Below are 17,734 nucleotides of genomic sequence, written 5' to 3'. Positions count from 1 at the left end.
TCAGATAAAACAAGACAGCAGCTGGCCGCTCTCCCCCACCGGCCCGGCTGCTGCAAGAGGAGAAACCGACATGGACTTTGCACTCAACGAACAACAGCTGGCCTTCCAGGACAGCGCGCGTGACTTTGCCAGCAGCCGCCTGGCGCCGTTCGCTGCTGAATGGGACCTGGAAGAAACCTTTCCGCTCTCTACCATCCGCGAAGCCGGCGACATGGGCTTTCTTGGCCTGTACACCCCGGAAAGTTACGGCGGGCTGGGCCTGTCGCGGCTGGATTCGGCCATCGTGTTTGAAGAACTGGCAGCAGGCTGCACCTCCACCGCCGCCTATCTCACCATCCACAATATGGTGAGCTGGATGATTGCCAGCTTCGGCAGCGCCACCCTGGCCGGGGAATGGGTGCCGCGCATGGTCAGCGGCGAGGTGCTGGGCAGCTATTGCCTGACCGAGCCGGGTGCCGGTTCCGATGCCGCCTCGCTCAAGACCCGCGCCGACAAACAGGGCGAAGTCTATGTGCTGAACGGCAGCAAGATGTTCATCTCCGGCGCGGGCAGCACCGATGTGCTGGTGGTGATGGCCCGCACCGGCGGCCCCGGCCCCAAAGGCGTGTCGGCCTTTGTGGTGCCTGCCAATGCACCCGGCGTGCAGTATGGCAAGAAGGAAAAGAAAATGGGCTGGAACAGCCAGCCCACCCGCGCCATCACCTTCGACAATGTGGAAATTCCGGTGGGCAACCTGCTGGGCGAAGAAGGCATGGGCTTTGCCTATGCCATGAAGGGACTGGATGGCGGCCGCATCAATATCGCCACCTGCGCCGTGGGCACCGCCCAGGCCGCGCTGAATGCCGCCCAACGCTATGTGCAGGAGCGGCAACAGTTTGGCCAGCCGCTGGCCGACTTCCAGACCGTGCAGTTTCGCCTGGCCGACATGCTGACCGAGCTGGTGGCCGCACGCCAGATGGTACGCCTGGCAGCATTCAAGCTGGACAGCGGCAGCACCGACGCCAGCGCCTACTGCGCCATGGCAAAACGCTTTGCCACCGATTTGTCATTCAATGTCGCCAATAATGCCTTGCAGCTGTTTGGCGGCTATGGCTACCTGAAGGACTTCCCGCTGGAACGCCATGTACGCGACGCCCGGGTGCACCAGATTCTGGAAGGCACCAACGAAGTAATGCGCATGATCGTCGCCCGGCAGCTACTGAAAGACGGCGCGCTGGAAAACCTGCGCTAAGACCCGGCACGCTACGCTATTTTGTTAACCGCGCTGAGTAGAGGTCGCGATTAGCAAATACAGACTGAACCACATTCAAAGGCAGCCACATGAATACTTACGCTCATCTGGACGTGAACCTCATCGGCCACACCGCCCAGGTCACCATCGACAACCCGCCAGCCAACACCTGGAACCGCGCCAGCCTGAATGCGCTCAAGCAACTGGTGGCAGACCTGAACGCGGACGACAACATCTACGCGCTGGTGATTACCGGCAGCGGCAGCAAGTTCTTCTCCGCCGGGGCCGACCTGAACCTGTTTGCCGACGGCAACAAGCTGGTGGCCACCGAAATGACCATGCTGTTCGGCGAGGCCTTCGAGGCACTGGCCGCCTTCCGTGGTGTCAGCATTGCCGCCATCAACGGCTATGCCATGGGCGGCGGGCTGGAATGCGCGCTGGCCTGCGACATCCGCATTGCCGAAGTGCAGGCACAAATGGCGCTGCCGGAAGCTGCAGTCGGCCTGCTGCCCTGCGCTGGCGGCACCCAGCAGCTGCCTTGGCTGGTGGGTGAAGGCTGGGCCAAGCGCATGATTCTGTGCGGCGAGCGGGTGGATGCCGACACCGCCGAGCGCATCGGTCTGGTGGAAGAGGTGGTCGGCCAGGGCCAGGCACTGGAAGCCGCGCTCAAGCTGGCGGAAAAAGTAGCACGCCAGTCGCCCTCCTCGGTCAAGGTGTGCAAGCAGCTGGTACAGCGCGCACGCATCGAGCCGCCCGGCTATAACCTGATTCACGAGCGCGAGCAGTTCATCAAGCTGTTCGATACCGCTGACCAGCAAGAAGGCGTGCAGGCTTTTCTGGCCAAGCGCAGCCCGCAATGGCACAACCGCTGACAGGAGCCGTCATGCCCGATGTAGTCTTGTTTGAAGAACGCCGCTGTGCCGATGGCAAACGCCTCGGCATTGCCACTCTCAACAGCGAAAAATCGCTAAACGCGCTGACGCTGGAGATGATACGCCTGCTGCAAGCCCAGCTTGCCAGCTGGGAGGCCGACGCCGACATCGCCGCCGTGCTGCTGCGCGGTGCTGGCGAAAAAGCCTTCTGTGCCGGTGGCGATGTGCGCGCCCTGCGCGAAGCGCTGCTGACTGACGACAGCCACCCGCAGCCACAGGTGTTGGACTTTTTCCGCGAAGAATACACGCTGGACTACCACATCCACTGCTATGCCAAGCCGCTCATCGTATGGGGTCACGGCATCGTGATGGGTGGCGGGCTGGGGCTGATGGCCGGGGCCAGCCACCGTGTAGCCAGCAGCGCCACCCGCATTGCCATGCCAGAAATCACCATAGGCCTGTATCCCGACGTGGCAGGTAGCTGGTTTCTGCAACGCATGCCAGCCCGCGTCGGCTTGTTCCTCGGCCTGACCGGCGCGCCGCTGAACGCACACGATGCGCTGATCTGCAATCTGGCCGACCACGTGCTGGCCAGCGATGCCTGGCCGCAGCTGCTGCTGCAGTTGCAACAGCAATACTGGGATGCTGACAGCGCCACCCGCCACGCCCAGGTTTCCGCCCTGCTCAGCCAGCTGGAACAAGCCGCACGCTCCAGTCTGCCAGCCTCCAATGTCGCGCCCAATCTGCTGACCATTCATCAACTGATGAGCATGGGCGATCTGGCCAGCGTGGCCAATGCCTTGGGCACGCAACCATTTGATGACGAGTGGCTGGCCAGCGCGGCCCGCAACTTCCACCACGGCTGCCCGGTATCTGCAGCCGTGACCTGGGAAATTTTCCAGCGTGCCCGCCACCTGTCACTGGCCGAGGCTCTGCGCATGGAGCTGATCTTGTCGCTCAACTTCTGCCACAAGCCGGATTTCCGCGAAGGCGTGCGCGCGCTGCTGGTGGACAAGGACAGACAGCCGCAATGGCATTACCGCCAGCTGGCCGACATCCCGCAGGACTGGGTGGACAGCCATTTTGCTTCCCCTTGGCCGGCAGATCAGCACCCGCTGGCCAGCTTGCAGTAAGTTGGGACTGCACAACAACAGGAGAGACGCAATGACACACATCGCCTTCATCGGCCTGGGCAATATGGGCGGGCCGATGGCGCTCAATCTGGTGGCCAAGGGTTTTAGCGTCGCCGCTTTCGATCTGTCACCCGACGCACTGGCCAGGCTGCAAGCAGCCGGTGCCCGTGCCGCCAGCAGCGCACTGGACGCCGTGCAAGGCGCCAGCGTGGTGATTTCCATGCTGCCGGCCGGCAAGCATGTGCAGGCGCTGTATCTGGGCGAGCAAGGGCTGTTTGCCAGCCTGCCCAAGGGTACGCTGGTCATTGACTGCAGCACCATTGCCGCCAGCGATGCTCGCAAGGTGGCCGATGCTGCCACTGCAGCTGGCCTGCGCATGCTGGACGCGCCGGTTTCCGGCGGCACCGCCGGGGCCGCTGCCGGTACCCTCACCTTTATTGTCGGCGGTGACGAGGCCGATCTGGCCGAAGCTCGCCCGTTGCTGGAGGCCATGGGCAAGAACATTTTCCACGCTGGTGGCAACGGCGCGGGCCAGACCGCCAAGATCTGCAACAACATGCTGCTGGGCATCCTGATGGCAGGCACCGCCGAGGCGCTGGCACTGGGGGTGAAGAACGGGCTGGACCCGAAAGTACTGTCGGACATCATGAGCAAGAGTTCCGGCCGCAACTGGGCGCTGGAGCTGTACAACCCCTGGCCGGGCGTGATGGAAACCGCCCCAGCCAGCCGTGGCTACAGCGGCGGCTTCATGACTGCGCTGATGTTGAAAGACCTGGGCCTGGCCGAAACCACCGCACTGGACAGCCATGCCGCCACACCGCTGGGTTCACTCGCCCGCAATCTGTACGAAAGCCATGCAGCAGCCGGCCACGGCCAGCTGGATTTTTCCAGCATCCTGCAGTATTTCCATCCGCAAGACTGAATCCGGTTTCTTGTCTGTCCCTGCCCGGCCTGGTGCCGGGCACAGGCTGCTGACAAAGTAATTTGATGCGATGGTACTGGACCCGGCAAAGCCGGGCCTTCCAACTAAGCACTTGATTCCGCAGCCTTTCCACCTAATCCCAATCCCCCCGCCCTTTCCCTGAAAGGGAGCCTCGCTTTCATTTCAGAAAGCGAGAGGGGGTTTTGCGCCCGGCTTTATGTCGGGTTCTTTGGCATCCGGCGTATTCACACAGGGCAGTTTGGCCGGTTGTCCTGCACCCAGCGAAACCATGTCATCCGGATGAGGTCCAACGCCCTTCATGACGACGTATACAACCGCTCAGGAAACCAGCCATGAAAACCAGAACACTGCTTGCCACCACCCTGTTGCTGGCCGCTGCCAGCCAGGCGTCCAGCGCCGCCGGGGTGCTGAATGTATATAACTGGTCGGATTACATTGCCAAGGACACCATTCCCGGCTTTGAAAAACAGACCGGCATCAAGGTGCGCTACGACAACTACGACAGCAATGAAACCCTGCAATCCAAACTGCTGACCGGCAGCTCGGGTTACGACATCGTTACCCCCACCTCGGACTTCATGGCCAAGCAGATACAGGCCGGGGCCTTCCAGAAGCTGGACAAGAGCAAGCTGCCCAATCTGCGTAATCTGGACCCGGCGCTGATGGCCAAGATTGCCGGTGCCGACCCCGGCAACCTGTACGGTGTACCCTGGGCCTATGGCACTGATGGGTTGGGCTACAACCTGACCAAGGTGCAGCCCTTACTGGGCAAGGACGCACCGCTGGACGACTGGGACAACCTGTTCAACCCGCAAAAAGCGGCAAAACTGAAAGGCTGCGGCATCTCGGTACTGGACGATGCCAAGGCCGTGTTCGCCACCACCCTGCACTATCTGGGCAAGCAACCCAACAGCCGCAACCCGGCTGACTATCAGGCCGCCTTCCAGACCCTGCAAAAAATCCGCCCCTATATCAAGCGCTTCAGCTCCTCCGGCTATATTAACGAGCTGGCCAATGGCGATATCTGCATGGTACTGGGCTACTCGGGTGATGTAGTAATTGCCAAGGCACGTGCGGCCGAAACCAAACGCCCCTACCAGCTGGCGTATTTCATTCCCAAAACCGGTGCGCCGCTGTGGTTTGACGTGATGGTGATTCCCAAGGGGGCCAAGAATGCCGATTCTGCCCTGCAGTGGATCAACTACATGCAGACCCCGCAAGTAAACGCCGGTATCACCAATACGGTGTTCTACCCCACCGCCAATGCGGCAGCGCGCAAGTTCGTGAAGCCGGAAATTGCCAACGACCCGGCCATCTACCCGCCACCGGCCCTCATCAACAAGCTGTTCCTGCTGGAGCCGGTACCGGCTGATATCATGCGCCTGCAAAACCGGCTGTGGACGCAGCTGAAAACCGGGCGCTGAGTATCGGGTCTGCACATGAAAAAAGGGGCTCAACGCCCCTTTTTCTGTTTTGCCACACCCGAGTTCAAGCGCGCTCGCGCAATACATACCCCGCCGCTATCAGCGCCTTGCGCCATTCGGCCATGGCAATCTCCACCAGCTGGCGCTGGCCGGTAAAGCCGAAGTCGATATGCATCTGCGGAATGGTTTCGTTGCCAAAGCTGGGCAGGCTGGACAGCTTGAGGGCAGGATAGCGCTGGCTGAAATCCTGCATCAGGGTGATCAGATCCCCCTCGCGAGCATCCAGTGCAATCACGCCTTGCTCCACATCCGGGCTGTCATTGAACAGATGGCGGTACTGGCTGTCCAGCACCCATTCGATCATCGGCCAGGCCATGGCCGGGAAGCCCGGCACGAAATGCACGTCGCCATGCGAGAAACCGGCAATCTGGTTGACCGGATTGGGGATGATGCGGCTGCCCGGCGGAAACATCGCCATATTGATGCGGTGCGGATAGGCATCCTCACCAAAGCGCGCCTCGATCAGCGCCCCGGCTTCCGGGTGAACTTCCAGTTGCACGCCCAGGGCTTGTGCCGCGCAGGCGCGGGTGTGGTCGTCCGGGGTGGCTCCGATGCCGCCAAAACTGAACACCAGTTCACCGCTGGCGAATGCACGCTGCAAGGCGGCGGTGATGCGTGCCGGGTCGTCGCCCACATATTCAGCAGCGGCCAGATTCAGACCGCGCACCGCCAGAATGCGGATCAGGGATTGCAAATGCTTGTCCTGCCGTTTGCCGGACAACAATTCATCGCCGATGATGATGGCTGCAACGTTCACGCTTCACACCTCTTGCTCGGAGTTGACCCGGCATCAGTCCGGCTGCGTGGCCCTGCCGTGCAACCAGCCTTGTACCGAGTAAAAGAAAATGCCCAGCCATTCGCGCAAGGCGGAATGACATTCCTGCATGGCCCGCCCGGTGGGCAGATACCAGGCCAGCCCTGCGCCATCATAACGGACAAAACCGGTGGGTGCAGGCAGCACATTCAGGCCCTGGGCCTGAAAAAACGGCAGCGCGCGGCGCAGATGCCAGCCCTGGCTGACCAGCACGATGCGACTGATACCGGCCTTTTTCAGCATGAGCGCACTGTAACGGGCGTTCTCCAGCGTGGTATTGGACTGCATTTCCACCCAGCGTACTGACAGGCCGTAGTCCTGTTGCAGGGTACGTGCCATCACCTCGCCTTCCGGTTCGCCGCCATAGGGCGAACCACCAGTCACCAGCAACGGCAGATGGGTACGCCGTGCCAGAAATGCCGCGTAGCGCAGCCGGGTCTGGGTATCGGCACTGGGTTCATTACGGTCGTATTCCGGAGCCGGTTTCTTGCCGCCCCCCAACACCACGATGGCCTGTTGCTGTTGCAGCTGGGTGGTGTTTGCCACCGGATAGCGCTCCAGACCGGCATTCAGCCACATGGCAGTACGGGGAATGGACAACAGATAGGCCAGCAGCAGGCCGACACATAGTAGGCTGGTGCCCATCACCGGAGCACGGCGGCGCAGCAACAGCCCCAGGGCGATGGGGAGAATGAAAAGCAGCGGGGGCAATAAAAAGGCCCCGAAGAGCTGGTGGACCAGTACTTCGGGGCTAATCGTTGCTGTCATTGAAGACTCTTTTGCTTACTCGCCGAGGTAGGCGTTACGCACGCGTTCGTCGTCGAGCAATTCGCGCGCCGGGCCACCCATGGTGATACGGCCGCTTTCCATCACATAACCGCGCTGGGACACTTCCAGGGCCAGTTTGGCGTTCTGCTCCACCAGCAGCATGGTCACGCCTTCCTTGGCAATCATCTGGATGATTTCGAAAATCTTTTCCACGATGATAGGGGCCAGACCCATGGACGGTTCATCCAGCAACAGCAGCTTGGGCTTGGACAGCATGGCACGGCCCATGGCCACCATTTGCTGCTCGCCGCCGGACAGGGTGCCGGCCAGCTGCTTGTAACGCTCTTTCAGGCGCGGGAACAGTTCGTACACGCGCTCGATTTCGCTCTGGATAGCCGCCTTGTCATTGCGGTAGTAGGCACCCATTTGCAGGTTTTCTTCCACCGTCAGCTTGCTGAAGATGCCCCGGCCTTCCGGCACCATCACCAGACCATGACGCACATAGTCGTGGGACGGAATGGTGCCGTTCAGCTTGCCATCGTAAGTGATGCTGCCACCGGACGGCTTCACCATGCCGATCAGGGTTTTCAGGGTGGTGGTCTTGCCGGCACCGTTGGCACCGATCAGGGTGACCAGTTCGCCTTGGTCAATGTGGAAATCCACGCCACGTACAGCCTGAATGCCGCCGTAAGCCACTTGCAGGTTTTTAACTTCCAGAAGGCTCATGCGTGTGCCGCTCCCAGGTAAGCTTCAATCACTCTCGGGTTCTTGCGTACTTCTTCCGGAATGCCTTCGGCAATTTTCTTGCCGTAATCCAGCACCGCAATACGGTCACACAGACCCATCATGAGTTTGACGTCGTGTTCAATCAGCAAAACCGTAGTACCGCTCTTGGCGATCTTGCTCATCAGCTCCTTGAGCTCTTCGGTTTCACGCGGGTTCATACCGGCAGCCGGTTCGTCCAGTGCCAGCAGCTTGGGCTCGGTGGCCAGCGCGCGGGCGATTTCCAGACGACGCTGGTGGCCGTAGGACAGATTACGGGCACGTTCGTCGGCCACGTCGGCAATGCCGACGTATTCCAGCAGTTCCCAGGCCTTGGCGGTAATCGCTTTTTCTTCCTCGCGGGTACGGCGGTCACGCAGTACCGCGCCCAGCGCACCGGCCTTGGAACGGATGTGGCGACCCACCATCACGTTTTCCAGCGCAGTCATTTCCGCAAACAAGCGGATGTTCTGGAAAGTACGGGCGATACCGGCGTTCACCACCACGTGCGGCTTGGCCTGGAACAGGTTGTGGCCGTCGAAAGTGAAGGAGCCTTCGTCCGGCACGTACAGGCCGGTCAGCACGTTGAACAGCGTGGTCTTGCCCGCGCCGTTCGGGCCGATCAGACCGTAGATTTCACCCTTGTTGATGGTCAGGCCGACATCGCTCAGTGCGTGCAGACCACCAAAACGCTTGTTGATGCCTTCGATTTTCAGCAGTACTTCAGCCATGACTTAACCTTTCTGCGCAGCCGCTTCTTTGGCGTCCTTGAATTCAGCCTTGCGGCGCTTGGACGGCAGCATGCCTTCCGGACGAACCAGCATCATCACCACCATGGCAATGCCGAACAGCAGCATGCGGGCGTTTTCCGGGTCGATCAGCATGCGACCCATGGTCTTCATCTGCAGCGGGCCAATCACGTCACGCAGGATTTCCGGTGCGATGGTCAGCACGACAGCACCCAGGATCACACCGGCGATATTACCCATGCCACCCAGAACGATCATGGCCAGGATCATGATGGATTCCAGCAGGCTGAAGGATTCCGGCGAGACAAAACCCTGGAAGGCAGAGAACAGGCCACCAGCCACACCACCGGACAGCGCACCCAGAGCAAAGGCCAGCAGCTTGATGTTACGGATGTTGATGCCCATGGCCGAAGCGGCAATCTGGTCTTCACGCAGCGCAACCCAGGCACGGCCGATACGGGAGTGCTGCAGGCGGGAAGCCATGATCACCACGATGACGGTCAATACCAGGAACAGGTAGTAGTACAGATAGACCGGCGGCAGGGACAGGCCGAACAGGTTGATCGGCGAACCCAGGTCGGCAGCGCCAACGCGGATCGGGTCGATCAGGTTGATACCTTGCGGGCCGTTGGTGATGTTGACCGGCGCGTTCAGGTTGTTCATGAAGATACGGATGATTTCTCCGAAACCCAGCGTCACGATGGCCAGATAGTCACCCTTCAGGCGCAGTACCGGGGTACCGAGCAGAATACCGAAGAAGGCGGCAAACAGCGCACCCAGCGGAATGGTGACATAGAAGGGCCAGTGAATGCCGAAGTGCGGCGAACCCAGCAATGCGTAGGTGTAGGCACCCACGGCATAGAAGGCGATGAAGCCCAGGTCGAGCAGGCCGGCAAAGCCCACCACGATGTTAAGGCCCAGTGCCAGCATCACGTACAACAGCGCGAAGTCGACGATACGCACCCAGGAATTACCCAGCGCGCCACCTACCACGAAGGGCAGTACGCACAGGGCAATGCCGCTGGCGATGAACAGCCCGATTTGTTTGGAATCAAATGCCTTGCTCATGTTATTTCTCCCCCGGATCAGGCGCGGTCAGCCATCTTTTCGCCCAGCAGGCCGGACGGACGGAAAATCAGCACCAGGATCAGCACCATGAAGGCAAAGATGTCCTGATAGTTGGAACCCAGGAAGCCACCGGTCAGCTGACCGATATAACCTGCACCCAGGCTTTCGATGATGCCCAGCAGGATACCGCCGGCCACTGCACCACCCAGATTGCCGATACCACCCAGCACTGCAGCGGTGAACGCCTTCAGGCCGATCATGAAGCCCATGTAGTAGTGGGCCTGGGAGTAGTTGGTGGCAACCATTACACCGGCAATCGCACCCAGGGCGGAGCCCAGCATGAAGGTGGCGGAAATGATGGTGTTGACGTTGACACCCATCAGACCGGCCACAGCCGGGTTCTGACTGGTGGCACGCATGGCGCGACCGAGCTTGGTTTTCTCAACCACAACCAGAAGGCCGATCATCAGCACCAGGCACAGCACCACAATCATGATTTGCAGCTTGGTAATGCTGGCACCCATGATGCTGACAGTGTCAGCGTTCAGCAGGTCAGGGAAGGGGATGTAGTTGCGGCCCCAGATCAGGATGGCAATCTGCTGCAGCGAAATGGACAAGCCAATCGCGGTAATCAGCGGAGCCAGACGCTGAGCGCCACGCAACGGACGGTAAGCCACCCGTTCAATGACAAAGCCAAGCAAGGCGCAAACCGGAATGGCAACCAGCGTGCCGATCAGCACGATAGCCCAGCCTGGAAGGTCCACACCCGAGTGCATCAGGGTAGAAACAACGGTAATACATACCATTGCACCAATCATCACGACTTCGCCATGGGCGAAGTTGATGAGCCCCATGATCCCGTACACCATGGTGTAACCCAGCGCGATCAGCGCATAGATGCTACCAAGTACCAGACCATTGAGGATCTGTTGGAAAAAAATGTCCACGTGGGAGATCTCCTTTGATTTAAACGACCCAGCAGCTTGTAGGGCTTCCCCTCTTCTTATGCCACCTGTAGTTGTTGCCTGTCGTATCGAACCATTTTCCTGGTTTCTGTCTGACAGCCGCACGGATTATGCGTGTGGATTCAATCGACTGTCAATCTGAAAAACCGGTGAAAAACAGCAAAAAGGCAAATCATTTAAAATTATCGCAAGTTATTGATTTTATTGGGTTTTTTAAGGCGTTATTACTGCGCTGCAGCAAGATAAAATGAGATATCTTCACTGCATGCGAACACACCTGCGAAAGACTGCATTTTCACATTTTTGACATGTTTCCCCTTAAAAATATTCGCAATCGAAAAGAAATGTTCATTCGCATTCCAATGCGAACACAGAATTTTCGCACTCATTCGAATGTATACAATCTTCGGAATACAATCGTCCGTCAGCCTGAGCACACCCCATACCTGCAAAATTTTTGTCGGCGCACTACATCAGTAAGCAAGCGGCGCAGACAAAACTGCTTGTTGCGGCCTCTATAGCAAGAGTCGGGCCAGTTTTTTGCCAGCCAAAACGGGAAATACGCCCCACATTGTGGCAAAAAATGCAGCAGCGCCCCATAACAGCACAAAAGCCACCCCCAGGTGGCTTTATATATAGACAGAAACAGGGCAACTGACCCAAATGGAAACATCGCCCCGCTCCATTGCCTGGCTCAGGCCAGCTGGAAGGGATAAACCGAACCCAGCTGCATGATGCGCGTCAGCTCGTCCAGCGCCGTACGGCATTCATCCAGCAGCAAGGGGTCGGCCAGGTCGTCCGCACTCAGACGATCGCGGTAATGCCGCTCCACCCAGGCGTTCAGCGTCGCGAACAGCGCATCGCTCATCAGTACCCCCTTGTTGACTGCGGCAATTTCGCTGGCCGACATCGCCACCCGCAAACGCAGGCAAGCCGGGCCGCCGCCATTCTGCATGGACTGCTTGAGGTCGAACACGCGGATTTCATTGATCGGGCCGCCGCTGGACGTCATCTTTTGCAGATAGCTCCACACGCGCTCGACATTGCGGCACTCTTCCGGCACCACGATGATCATGCTGCCATCCGGCTTGGACAGCAGCTGGCTGTTGAACAGATAGCTCTTTACGGCCTCGGCCACGCTCACTTCGGCATCCGGCACTTCCACCGGGACAAACTGCCCACCCACGGCTGCCAGCTTGCGTGACAGTTCTTCCAGTACCCTGCCCTGTTCCAGGAAAGATTTCTGGTGATGGAACAGTACATTGCGGTTGCCCACAGAAATCACGTCATTGTGGAATACACCGGCATCGATGGTGGCCGGGTCCTGCTGGGCATACACCACGCCGGACTCCGACAAACCATGCAGGCGCGCCACCGCCTGGCAGGCTTCCAGCGTCTGCCGCGCCGGGAAGCGCTGCGGGGCCGGATAACGGCTATCAAACGCTGCTGCGCCAAACACGAAGAACTCCACCCCGGCAGCATCATATTCGGCACAGAAGCGGGTATGGTTGGCCGCGCCTTCATCGCCAAAGTGCATTTGTGCCGGTAGCGCCTCATGCACCATGAAATGCTGCTCATCGGCAAACATGGCCTGCAACAGGCGACGCGTGGTGGGATGTTCGATGGAACGGTGAAACTTGTTGTTCAGATTGGCCGGGGTAAAGTGCACCCGCTGGTCCGCCGTATCTCCGGACGGGCTGACCGTGGCGGCATTGGCCGTCCACATGCAGGAGGCCGAGGAAGCTGCCGCCAGAATGGCCGGGGCTTCCTTGGCAGCACGTGCCACTACTTCGCCATCGGTGCCTGAAAAACCCAGGCGGCGCAGACTAGCCACGTCCGGGCGCTCGTGCGGGGCCAGGACGCCCTGTTTGAAACCCAGGTCGTGCAGTGCCTTCATCTTGGCCAGGCCTTGCTGGGCCGCCTGCCTGGGATTGGACACTGCCTTGGTGTTGCTGGTGGAGGCCACATTGCCAAAAGACAGGCCGCTGTAGTTGTGCGTCGGCCCGACCAGGCCGTCAAAATTCACTTCGTAGGCGTTCACAGTGTAATCCCCGGAGAAAGTTGGGCGGGTACGGTCAGGTTGTCGCATTCCAGCGAGGCCACCGGGTAAGCGCAATAATCAGCGGCGTAATAGGCACTGGGGCGATGGTTGCCCGATGCGCCGATGCCACCAAACGGTGCGGCACTGGAAGCACCGGTCAAGGGCTTGTTCCAGTTGACCACGCCAGCGCGGCTTTCCAGCAGATAGCGTTCGTACAGTTCGCGGCTGTCGGACAGCACGCCACCGGCCAGACCAAAGCGGGTGTCGTTGGCAATGGCGATGGCTTCATCAAAATCGGCATAGCGGATGACTTGCAGCAGCGGGCCGAAGAATTCTTCGTCCGGGCGCTCCACCGCGGTGCTGTCGATGATGCCTGGCGACAGAATGGCGGCATCCGGTGTCAGGCGACGCATTTCCAACAGGCTCTTGCCGCCGTTTTCCAGCAGCCAGGCCTGAGCCTTGAGCAAGGCCTCGGCTGCAGCGTTGGAGATCACCGCGCCCATGAACGGTGCCGGTTGTTCGTCGTACTGCCCCACTTTCAGCTTGGCCGTGACCTCTACCAGCCGCGCCAGCAAGGCATCACCCCACGCACCTTGCGGCACCAGCAGGCGACGCGCGCAAGTGCAGCGCTGTCCGGCCGAGACAAAGGCGGACTGGATGATGTGATGCACGGCGGCATCGACATCGGCCACGTCTTCCACGATCAGCGGATTGTTGCCACCCATTTCCAGCGCCACGATCTTGTCCGGCTGCCCGCCGAAATTGCGGTGCAGCAGTTCGCCAGTGGCGGAGCTGCCGGTAAAGAACAGGCCGTCTATACCCTTGTGGCCGGCCAGCGCAATACCGGTTTCACGTGCACCTTGCAGCAGGGCAATCACCCCGGCTGGCAAACCCGCTTCAGCCCACAGCCGCACCGTTTCCTGCGCGGTCCACGGTGTCAGCTCGGACGGCTTGAACAACACGCAGTTGCCAGCCAGCAGCGCAGGGACGATATGACCATTGGGCAGATGACCGGGGAAGTTGTACGGGCCGAACACCGCCACCACGCCATGTGGCTTGTGGCGTAGCACCGCCTGGGCATCGCCCATGGTCGCGGCACGCTCGCCGGTACGCTCGTTATAGGACTTCACCGAAATATCCACTTTGTTGACCATGGTGGTGACTTCGGTCAGCGCTTCCCACATCGGCTTGCCGGTTTCCTTGGCGATGATGGTGGCCAAGGCATCCTTGTCGGCCGTCAGCAGTTCGCCAAAACGGCGGGCAATGGCAATGCGCTCGTCCAGTGCAGTGCGGGCCCAGGCCTTGAAGGCCTGACGCGCCACCAGCACAGCCTGATCAACCTGCGCGGCATCGGCTCCCTGCCCTTGCCAGATGGTTTCGGCAGTCGCCGGGTTAGTCTTGCTCAAGTCTGCACCGGCACCGGCCAGCCATTGTCCATTGATAAACAGGGTAGTCATGCTTTCTCCTTGGGCGATAGCGCAACCACGCGCACATGCTCGCCTTCCTGCACGTTCAGGGCCTGCGCCTGTTCCGGCGTCAGGCAGAATTCGTGGGTGGGGGCTGGCGCTTCAGCCAGAATTACCCGGAAACCGGTCAGCGACTGATTGGAGACCAGATAATGGCAACGCTCCTCTTCGGGCAGCGGGTCCAGCACGCGGGCAGTTACGGTGCGGCTTTCCTTTACCGCACGAATCTCGCTGGTATAGGCCTGCACGGTAGGACCGGCATCAAAGATGTCGACATAGCCTTCGTAGCGGAAGCCTTCCGATTCCAGCATGGCCACGGCCGGGCGGGTGTTGTCGTGGGTCTTACCAATCACCGCCTGGGCATCCGCCGGCAAAAAGTCGACATATACCGGGTGTTTGGGCATCAGCTCGGCCACGAAAGCCTTTTGGCCAACACCGGTGAGGTAATCCGCCTGGGCAAAATCGATGGAGAAGAAGTGACGTCCCAGGCCTTCCCAGAAGGGAGAGCGACCATCGGCATCGGATACGCCGCGCATTTCCGCCACCACGGTTTTGCCGAATAGCTGCGGGAATTGCGCCAGAAACAGGAAGCGGCTTTTGGACAGCAGGCCGCCATTGCGGTTGGCGCGGAAATCCGGATGCAGGAACAAGGTGCACAGCTCGGAATAACCGGTATGGTCGTTGGACAGGAACAGGGTTTCGTGACGCGAGTACACACCCAGCTCGTCCGAGGCATGAACAATGGTGCCAACGCGGTAGTTGTACCAGGGCTCTTTCAGGCCAACAGCGGCCTCCAGCGCGCAGATACCGCCAACCTGGCCGGTTTCGCTGTCTTCCAGCACAAACACATAGCCCTGGTCGGCGCGGTCCAGCTCTCCGGCAAAGGACAAAACCGAACGGCTGATGCGACGCGACAGCCGTTCTTCGTTCACCGGCAAGGAGGTAAGGCCGACACCGGCACTTCGTGCCAGATTCATCAGGCCGGGCAGATCGCTATGCGCGATCGGGCGGATAATCATCATGCTGTCTCTCCTCAGCCTTGCTGTAAGCCGACCACACGCACGGTGTCGCCGCTGCTTACACCCAGCGCCTGAGCGGCATCCGGATTGATGAAGGCCACACCATCGACAATGGCCACACGGATGGCTGCCGCCACGAAGTCACCTACCTGCTGGTTGCACACCAGATGCATGCTGGCCTGGGCTGGCAGGCTGGCAGCCACTTCCACGGCATGGCAGCGGTTGCGCTCCAGCGTTTGCAATCGGTCCAGCTCGGCAGTCAGCACCGCGCCGCCATCAAAGATATCGATGTAGTTGTCCGCCTCGAAGCCTTCGGTGGTGAGCAGCTGACAGGGGCGTTCGAAATTGGCATGGATCTGGCCAATGGCGTTTTGTGCATCATCCGGCAGCAAGGGCACATAGATGGGGTAGCTGGGCATCAGCTCGGCAATAAAGGTTTTGCTGTGGCCGACAAAAGCCTGCTCCACCTGCAGGAAATCCATATTGAAGAAGCGGCGGCCAATGGCATTCCAGAACGGCGACTGCCCGGCATCGTCATGAATGCCCTGCATTTCGGCAATGATGCGACGGCCAAAACGCTGCCGTGCCGTGGCGATGAACAGCAGGCGCGCGCGCGACAGCAGTTCGGCGGCCAGCGGTTCCAGCACGGTATCGGCATAGAAGCCGCACAGCTGCACCATGCCGGTGAGGTCGTGACAGATATTCAGCACATGCACCCGGTTGTTCACCTTGAGCGTGCGCGAGGCATGCACAAAGGTTTCGCTGCGGTAGCTGTAAAACGGCTCGTCGAAACCGGCACAGGCGCTGATGGAGGCAGTACCCACCACCTCGCCGGCGGACTCCAGCACAAACATATAGTATTCGCTGCCGGTTTCAGCGGTGGCTTCAAACTCGAACGAGGATGAGGACTGCTGGATCCGTTCGAACAGCTTGTCCCGATTGTTGGGCAGGCTGGTCACACCAATGCCGCTGGCTACGGCCATTCTTTCGATGGCGGGCAAGTCGGCAGTGCGGACTGGGCGCACGATAAACATGGAAACCTCCCTCTGGGGGGTAAGCCGCTGCGCCGTTTCGCGGGCGCAGCCGTACCCACAGCCACGGCAAAGCCTGGCTGTGGTGTCTCTTGCGGGAAAAAACGGGGCTTACTTGGCGGCGACGAGTTCGGCCACGGCAGCATCAAAACGCTGCAGCGCTTCGTCGATGTCACGGTCTTCCACTACCAGCGACGGAGCCATGCGCACAACATTGACGCCGGCAACCAGCAACAGCAGCTGATGCTTGCTGGCAGCGTTAACGAAATCCTTGGCGCGACCGGCAAAGGCATCGGTCAGTACACAACCCAGCAGCAAGCCCATGCCGCGCACTTCCTTGAATACCTTGTACTTGTCGTTGATGGCATTCAGGCCATCGCGCAGGCGCTGGCTCTTGGCACGTACACCGGCCAGCACTTCGGGGGTGTTGACGATTTCGATCACCTTGAGGGCAACCGAGGCGGCCAGCGGGTTGCCGCCATAAGTGGTTCCGTGGGTGCCGACCGAGAAGCTTTGGGCAATCTTGTCGGTGGTGAGCATGGCACCTATCGGGAAACCGCCACCCAGCGACTTGGCGCTGGAGAGGATGTCCGGCGTCACGCCATATTCCTGATAAGCGTACAGCGAGCCGGTACGGCCCACGCCGGTTTGTACTTCATCGAAAATCAGCAGCGCATTGTGCTGGTCGCACAGTTCACGCGCAGCTTGCAAGAAAGCCTTGTCGGCCGGCAGCACGCCGCCCTCGCCTTGCACCGGTTCAATGACCACGGCGCAGGTCTTGTCGTTGATGGCCGCCTTGAGCGAGTCGATATTGTTGAACTCGAAATGGTGGATGCCGGCCGGTACCGGGGCAAAGCCTTCGGTGTACTTGGGCTGGCCACCCACGCTCACAGTAAACAGGGTGCGACCGTGGAAGGAATTCTTGCAGGAAATGATTTCGTTCTTTTCCGGACCGAAATGATCGGCGGCATATTTGCGTGCCAGCTTGAAGCAGGCTTCATTGGCCTCGGCACCGGAGTTGCAGAAGAAGGCGCGGTCGGCAAAGGTGGCGGAAGTCAGCGCGTGAGCCAGTTTCAGCACCGGCTCGTTGGTGAACACATTGGACACATGCCACAGCTTGCCAGCCTGTTCGGTCAGCGCAGCCACCAGTTGCGGGTGGCAATGGCCCAGGGAATTCACGGCGATACCGCCTGCCAGATCAATGAATTCACGACCATCCTGATCCCAGACACGCGAACCCAGACCCTTGACCGGAATGAATGCGGCCGGGCCGTAGTTGGGGACCATGACCTGGTCGAAATCAGCGCGGGTGATCGAATTGCTCATCTTTATAGTTCCCTTCCTGCTTGGTCCTCCGTTCCTGCCTGCTGTCCGGGGCAGTAAACGGC

General features: G+C 60.0%; 16 protein-coding genes. 5 read left to right on the top strand and 11 right to left on the bottom strand.

Annotated elements, in window-relative coordinates; genetic code table 11:
* The first annotated feature begins 70 nt into the window (after positions 1–70).
* The 5 genes from HWX34_RS13995 to HWX34_RS13975 all read left to right on the top strand — a co-directional run bounded on the left by HWX34_RS13995 (position 71) and on the right by HWX34_RS13975 (position 5,603).
* Positions 71–1,231, top strand: a complete 1,161-nt coding sequence (locus HWX34_RS13995; protein WP_178972805.1) for an acyl-CoA dehydrogenase family protein — start codon at positions 71–73, stop codon at positions 1,229–1,231.
* Positions 1,232–1,320: 89 nt separating this feature from the next.
* Entirely contained in the window at positions 1,321–2,103 is a 783-nt protein-coding gene (locus tag HWX34_RS13990; RefSeq protein ID WP_178972804.1) for an enoyl-CoA hydratase, read from the top strand.
* Positions 2,104–2,114: 11 nt separating this feature from the next.
* The gene (locus HWX34_RS13985) at positions 2,115–3,236 is read left to right on the top strand and encodes an enoyl-CoA hydratase/isomerase family protein (protein ID WP_178972803.1); all 1,122 of its coding nucleotides are present in this window, start codon (positions 2,115–2,117) and stop codon (positions 3,234–3,236) included.
* Between the two features lie 31 nt (positions 3,237–3,267).
* On the top strand, positions 3,268–4,158 hold the full coding sequence (gene mmsB / locus HWX34_RS13980) for a 3-hydroxyisobutyrate dehydrogenase (protein WP_178972802.1): 891 nt from the start codon (positions 3,268–3,270) through the stop codon (positions 4,156–4,158).
* Between the two features lie 353 nt (positions 4,159–4,511).
* Positions 4,512–5,603 carry a polyamine ABC transporter substrate-binding protein gene (locus HWX34_RS13975; protein WP_178972801.1) on the top strand — a complete coding sequence of 364 codons (1,092 nt, stop codon included), beginning with the start codon at positions 4,512–4,514 and terminating at the stop codon, positions 5,601–5,603.
* A 64-nt stretch (positions 5,604–5,667) separates the two neighbouring features.
* Here the strand turns inward: HWX34_RS13975 and HWX34_RS13970 are convergent, their stop codons facing one another.
* From HWX34_RS13970 to HWX34_RS13920, 11 genes are all read right to left on the bottom strand, one after another.
* A complete protein-coding gene (locus tag HWX34_RS13970) occupies positions 5,668–6,420 on the bottom strand; it encodes a molybdopterin-binding protein (protein WP_178972800.1) in 753 nt (250 codons plus the stop codon).
* Between the two features lie 33 nt (positions 6,421–6,453).
* Positions 6,454–7,245: a YdcF family protein gene (locus HWX34_RS13965; RefSeq protein ID WP_178972799.1), complete on the bottom strand. Its 792-nt coding sequence runs from the start codon at positions 7,243–7,245 to the stop codon at positions 6,454–6,456.
* Positions 7,246–7,260: 15 nt separating this feature from the next.
* Positions 7,261–7,971 (bottom strand): ABC transporter ATP-binding protein, encoded by a 711-nt coding sequence (locus HWX34_RS13960; protein ID WP_178972798.1) that lies wholly within the window; start codon positions 7,969–7,971, stop codon positions 7,261–7,263.
* Complete coding sequence (locus tag HWX34_RS13955; protein ID WP_045845293.1) at positions 7,968–8,738, bottom strand: ABC transporter ATP-binding protein; 771 nt, start codon at positions 8,736–8,738, stop codon at positions 7,968–7,970. The genes HWX34_RS13960 and HWX34_RS13955 overlap by 4 nt, the downstream gene beginning before the upstream one ends.
* A 3-nt stretch (positions 8,739–8,741) precedes the next feature.
* Entirely contained in the window at positions 8,742–9,824 is a 1,083-nt protein-coding gene (locus tag HWX34_RS13950; protein WP_178972797.1) for an ABC transporter ATP-binding protein, read from the bottom strand.
* Between the two features lie 17 nt (positions 9,825–9,841).
* Positions 9,842–10,771, bottom strand: coding sequence for a branched-chain amino acid ABC transporter permease (locus HWX34_RS13945; protein ID WP_178972796.1), 930 nt, complete (start codon positions 10,769–10,771; stop codon positions 9,842–9,844).
* Positions 10,772–11,483: 712 nt separating this feature from the next.
* Positions 11,484–12,830, bottom strand: coding sequence for an N-succinylarginine dihydrolase (astB, locus tag HWX34_RS13940; protein ID WP_178972795.1), 1,347 nt, complete (start codon positions 12,828–12,830; stop codon positions 11,484–11,486).
* Entirely contained in the window at positions 12,827–14,287 is a 1,461-nt protein-coding gene (gene astD, locus HWX34_RS13935) for a succinylglutamate-semialdehyde dehydrogenase (protein ID WP_178972794.1), read from the bottom strand. The genes astB and astD overlap by 4 nt, the downstream gene beginning before the upstream one ends.
* Entirely contained in the window at positions 14,284–15,318 is a 1,035-nt protein-coding gene (gene astA, locus HWX34_RS13930; protein ID WP_178972793.1) for an arginine N-succinyltransferase, read from the bottom strand. The genes astD and astA overlap by 4 nt, the downstream gene beginning before the upstream one ends.
* Positions 15,319–15,329: 11 nt before the next feature.
* Positions 15,330–16,349, bottom strand: a complete 1,020-nt coding sequence (gene aruF / locus HWX34_RS13925; protein WP_178972792.1) for an arginine/ornithine succinyltransferase subunit alpha — start codon at positions 16,347–16,349, stop codon at positions 15,330–15,332.
* A 108-nt stretch (positions 16,350–16,457) separates the two neighbouring features.
* Positions 16,458–17,672 (bottom strand): aspartate aminotransferase family protein, encoded by a 1,215-nt coding sequence (locus HWX34_RS13920; protein WP_178972791.1) that lies wholly within the window; start codon positions 17,670–17,672, stop codon positions 16,458–16,460.
* Between the last annotated feature and the right edge of the window lie 62 nt (positions 17,673–17,734).

The organism is Aquitalea sp. LB_tupeE (assembly GCF_013391415.1).
Taxonomy (GTDB): Bacteria; Pseudomonadota; Gammaproteobacteria; order Burkholderiales; family Chromobacteriaceae; genus Aquitalea.
Note: the sequence above shows the minus strand (reverse complement) of the source record. Positions and strands in the feature narration are given on the sequence as shown.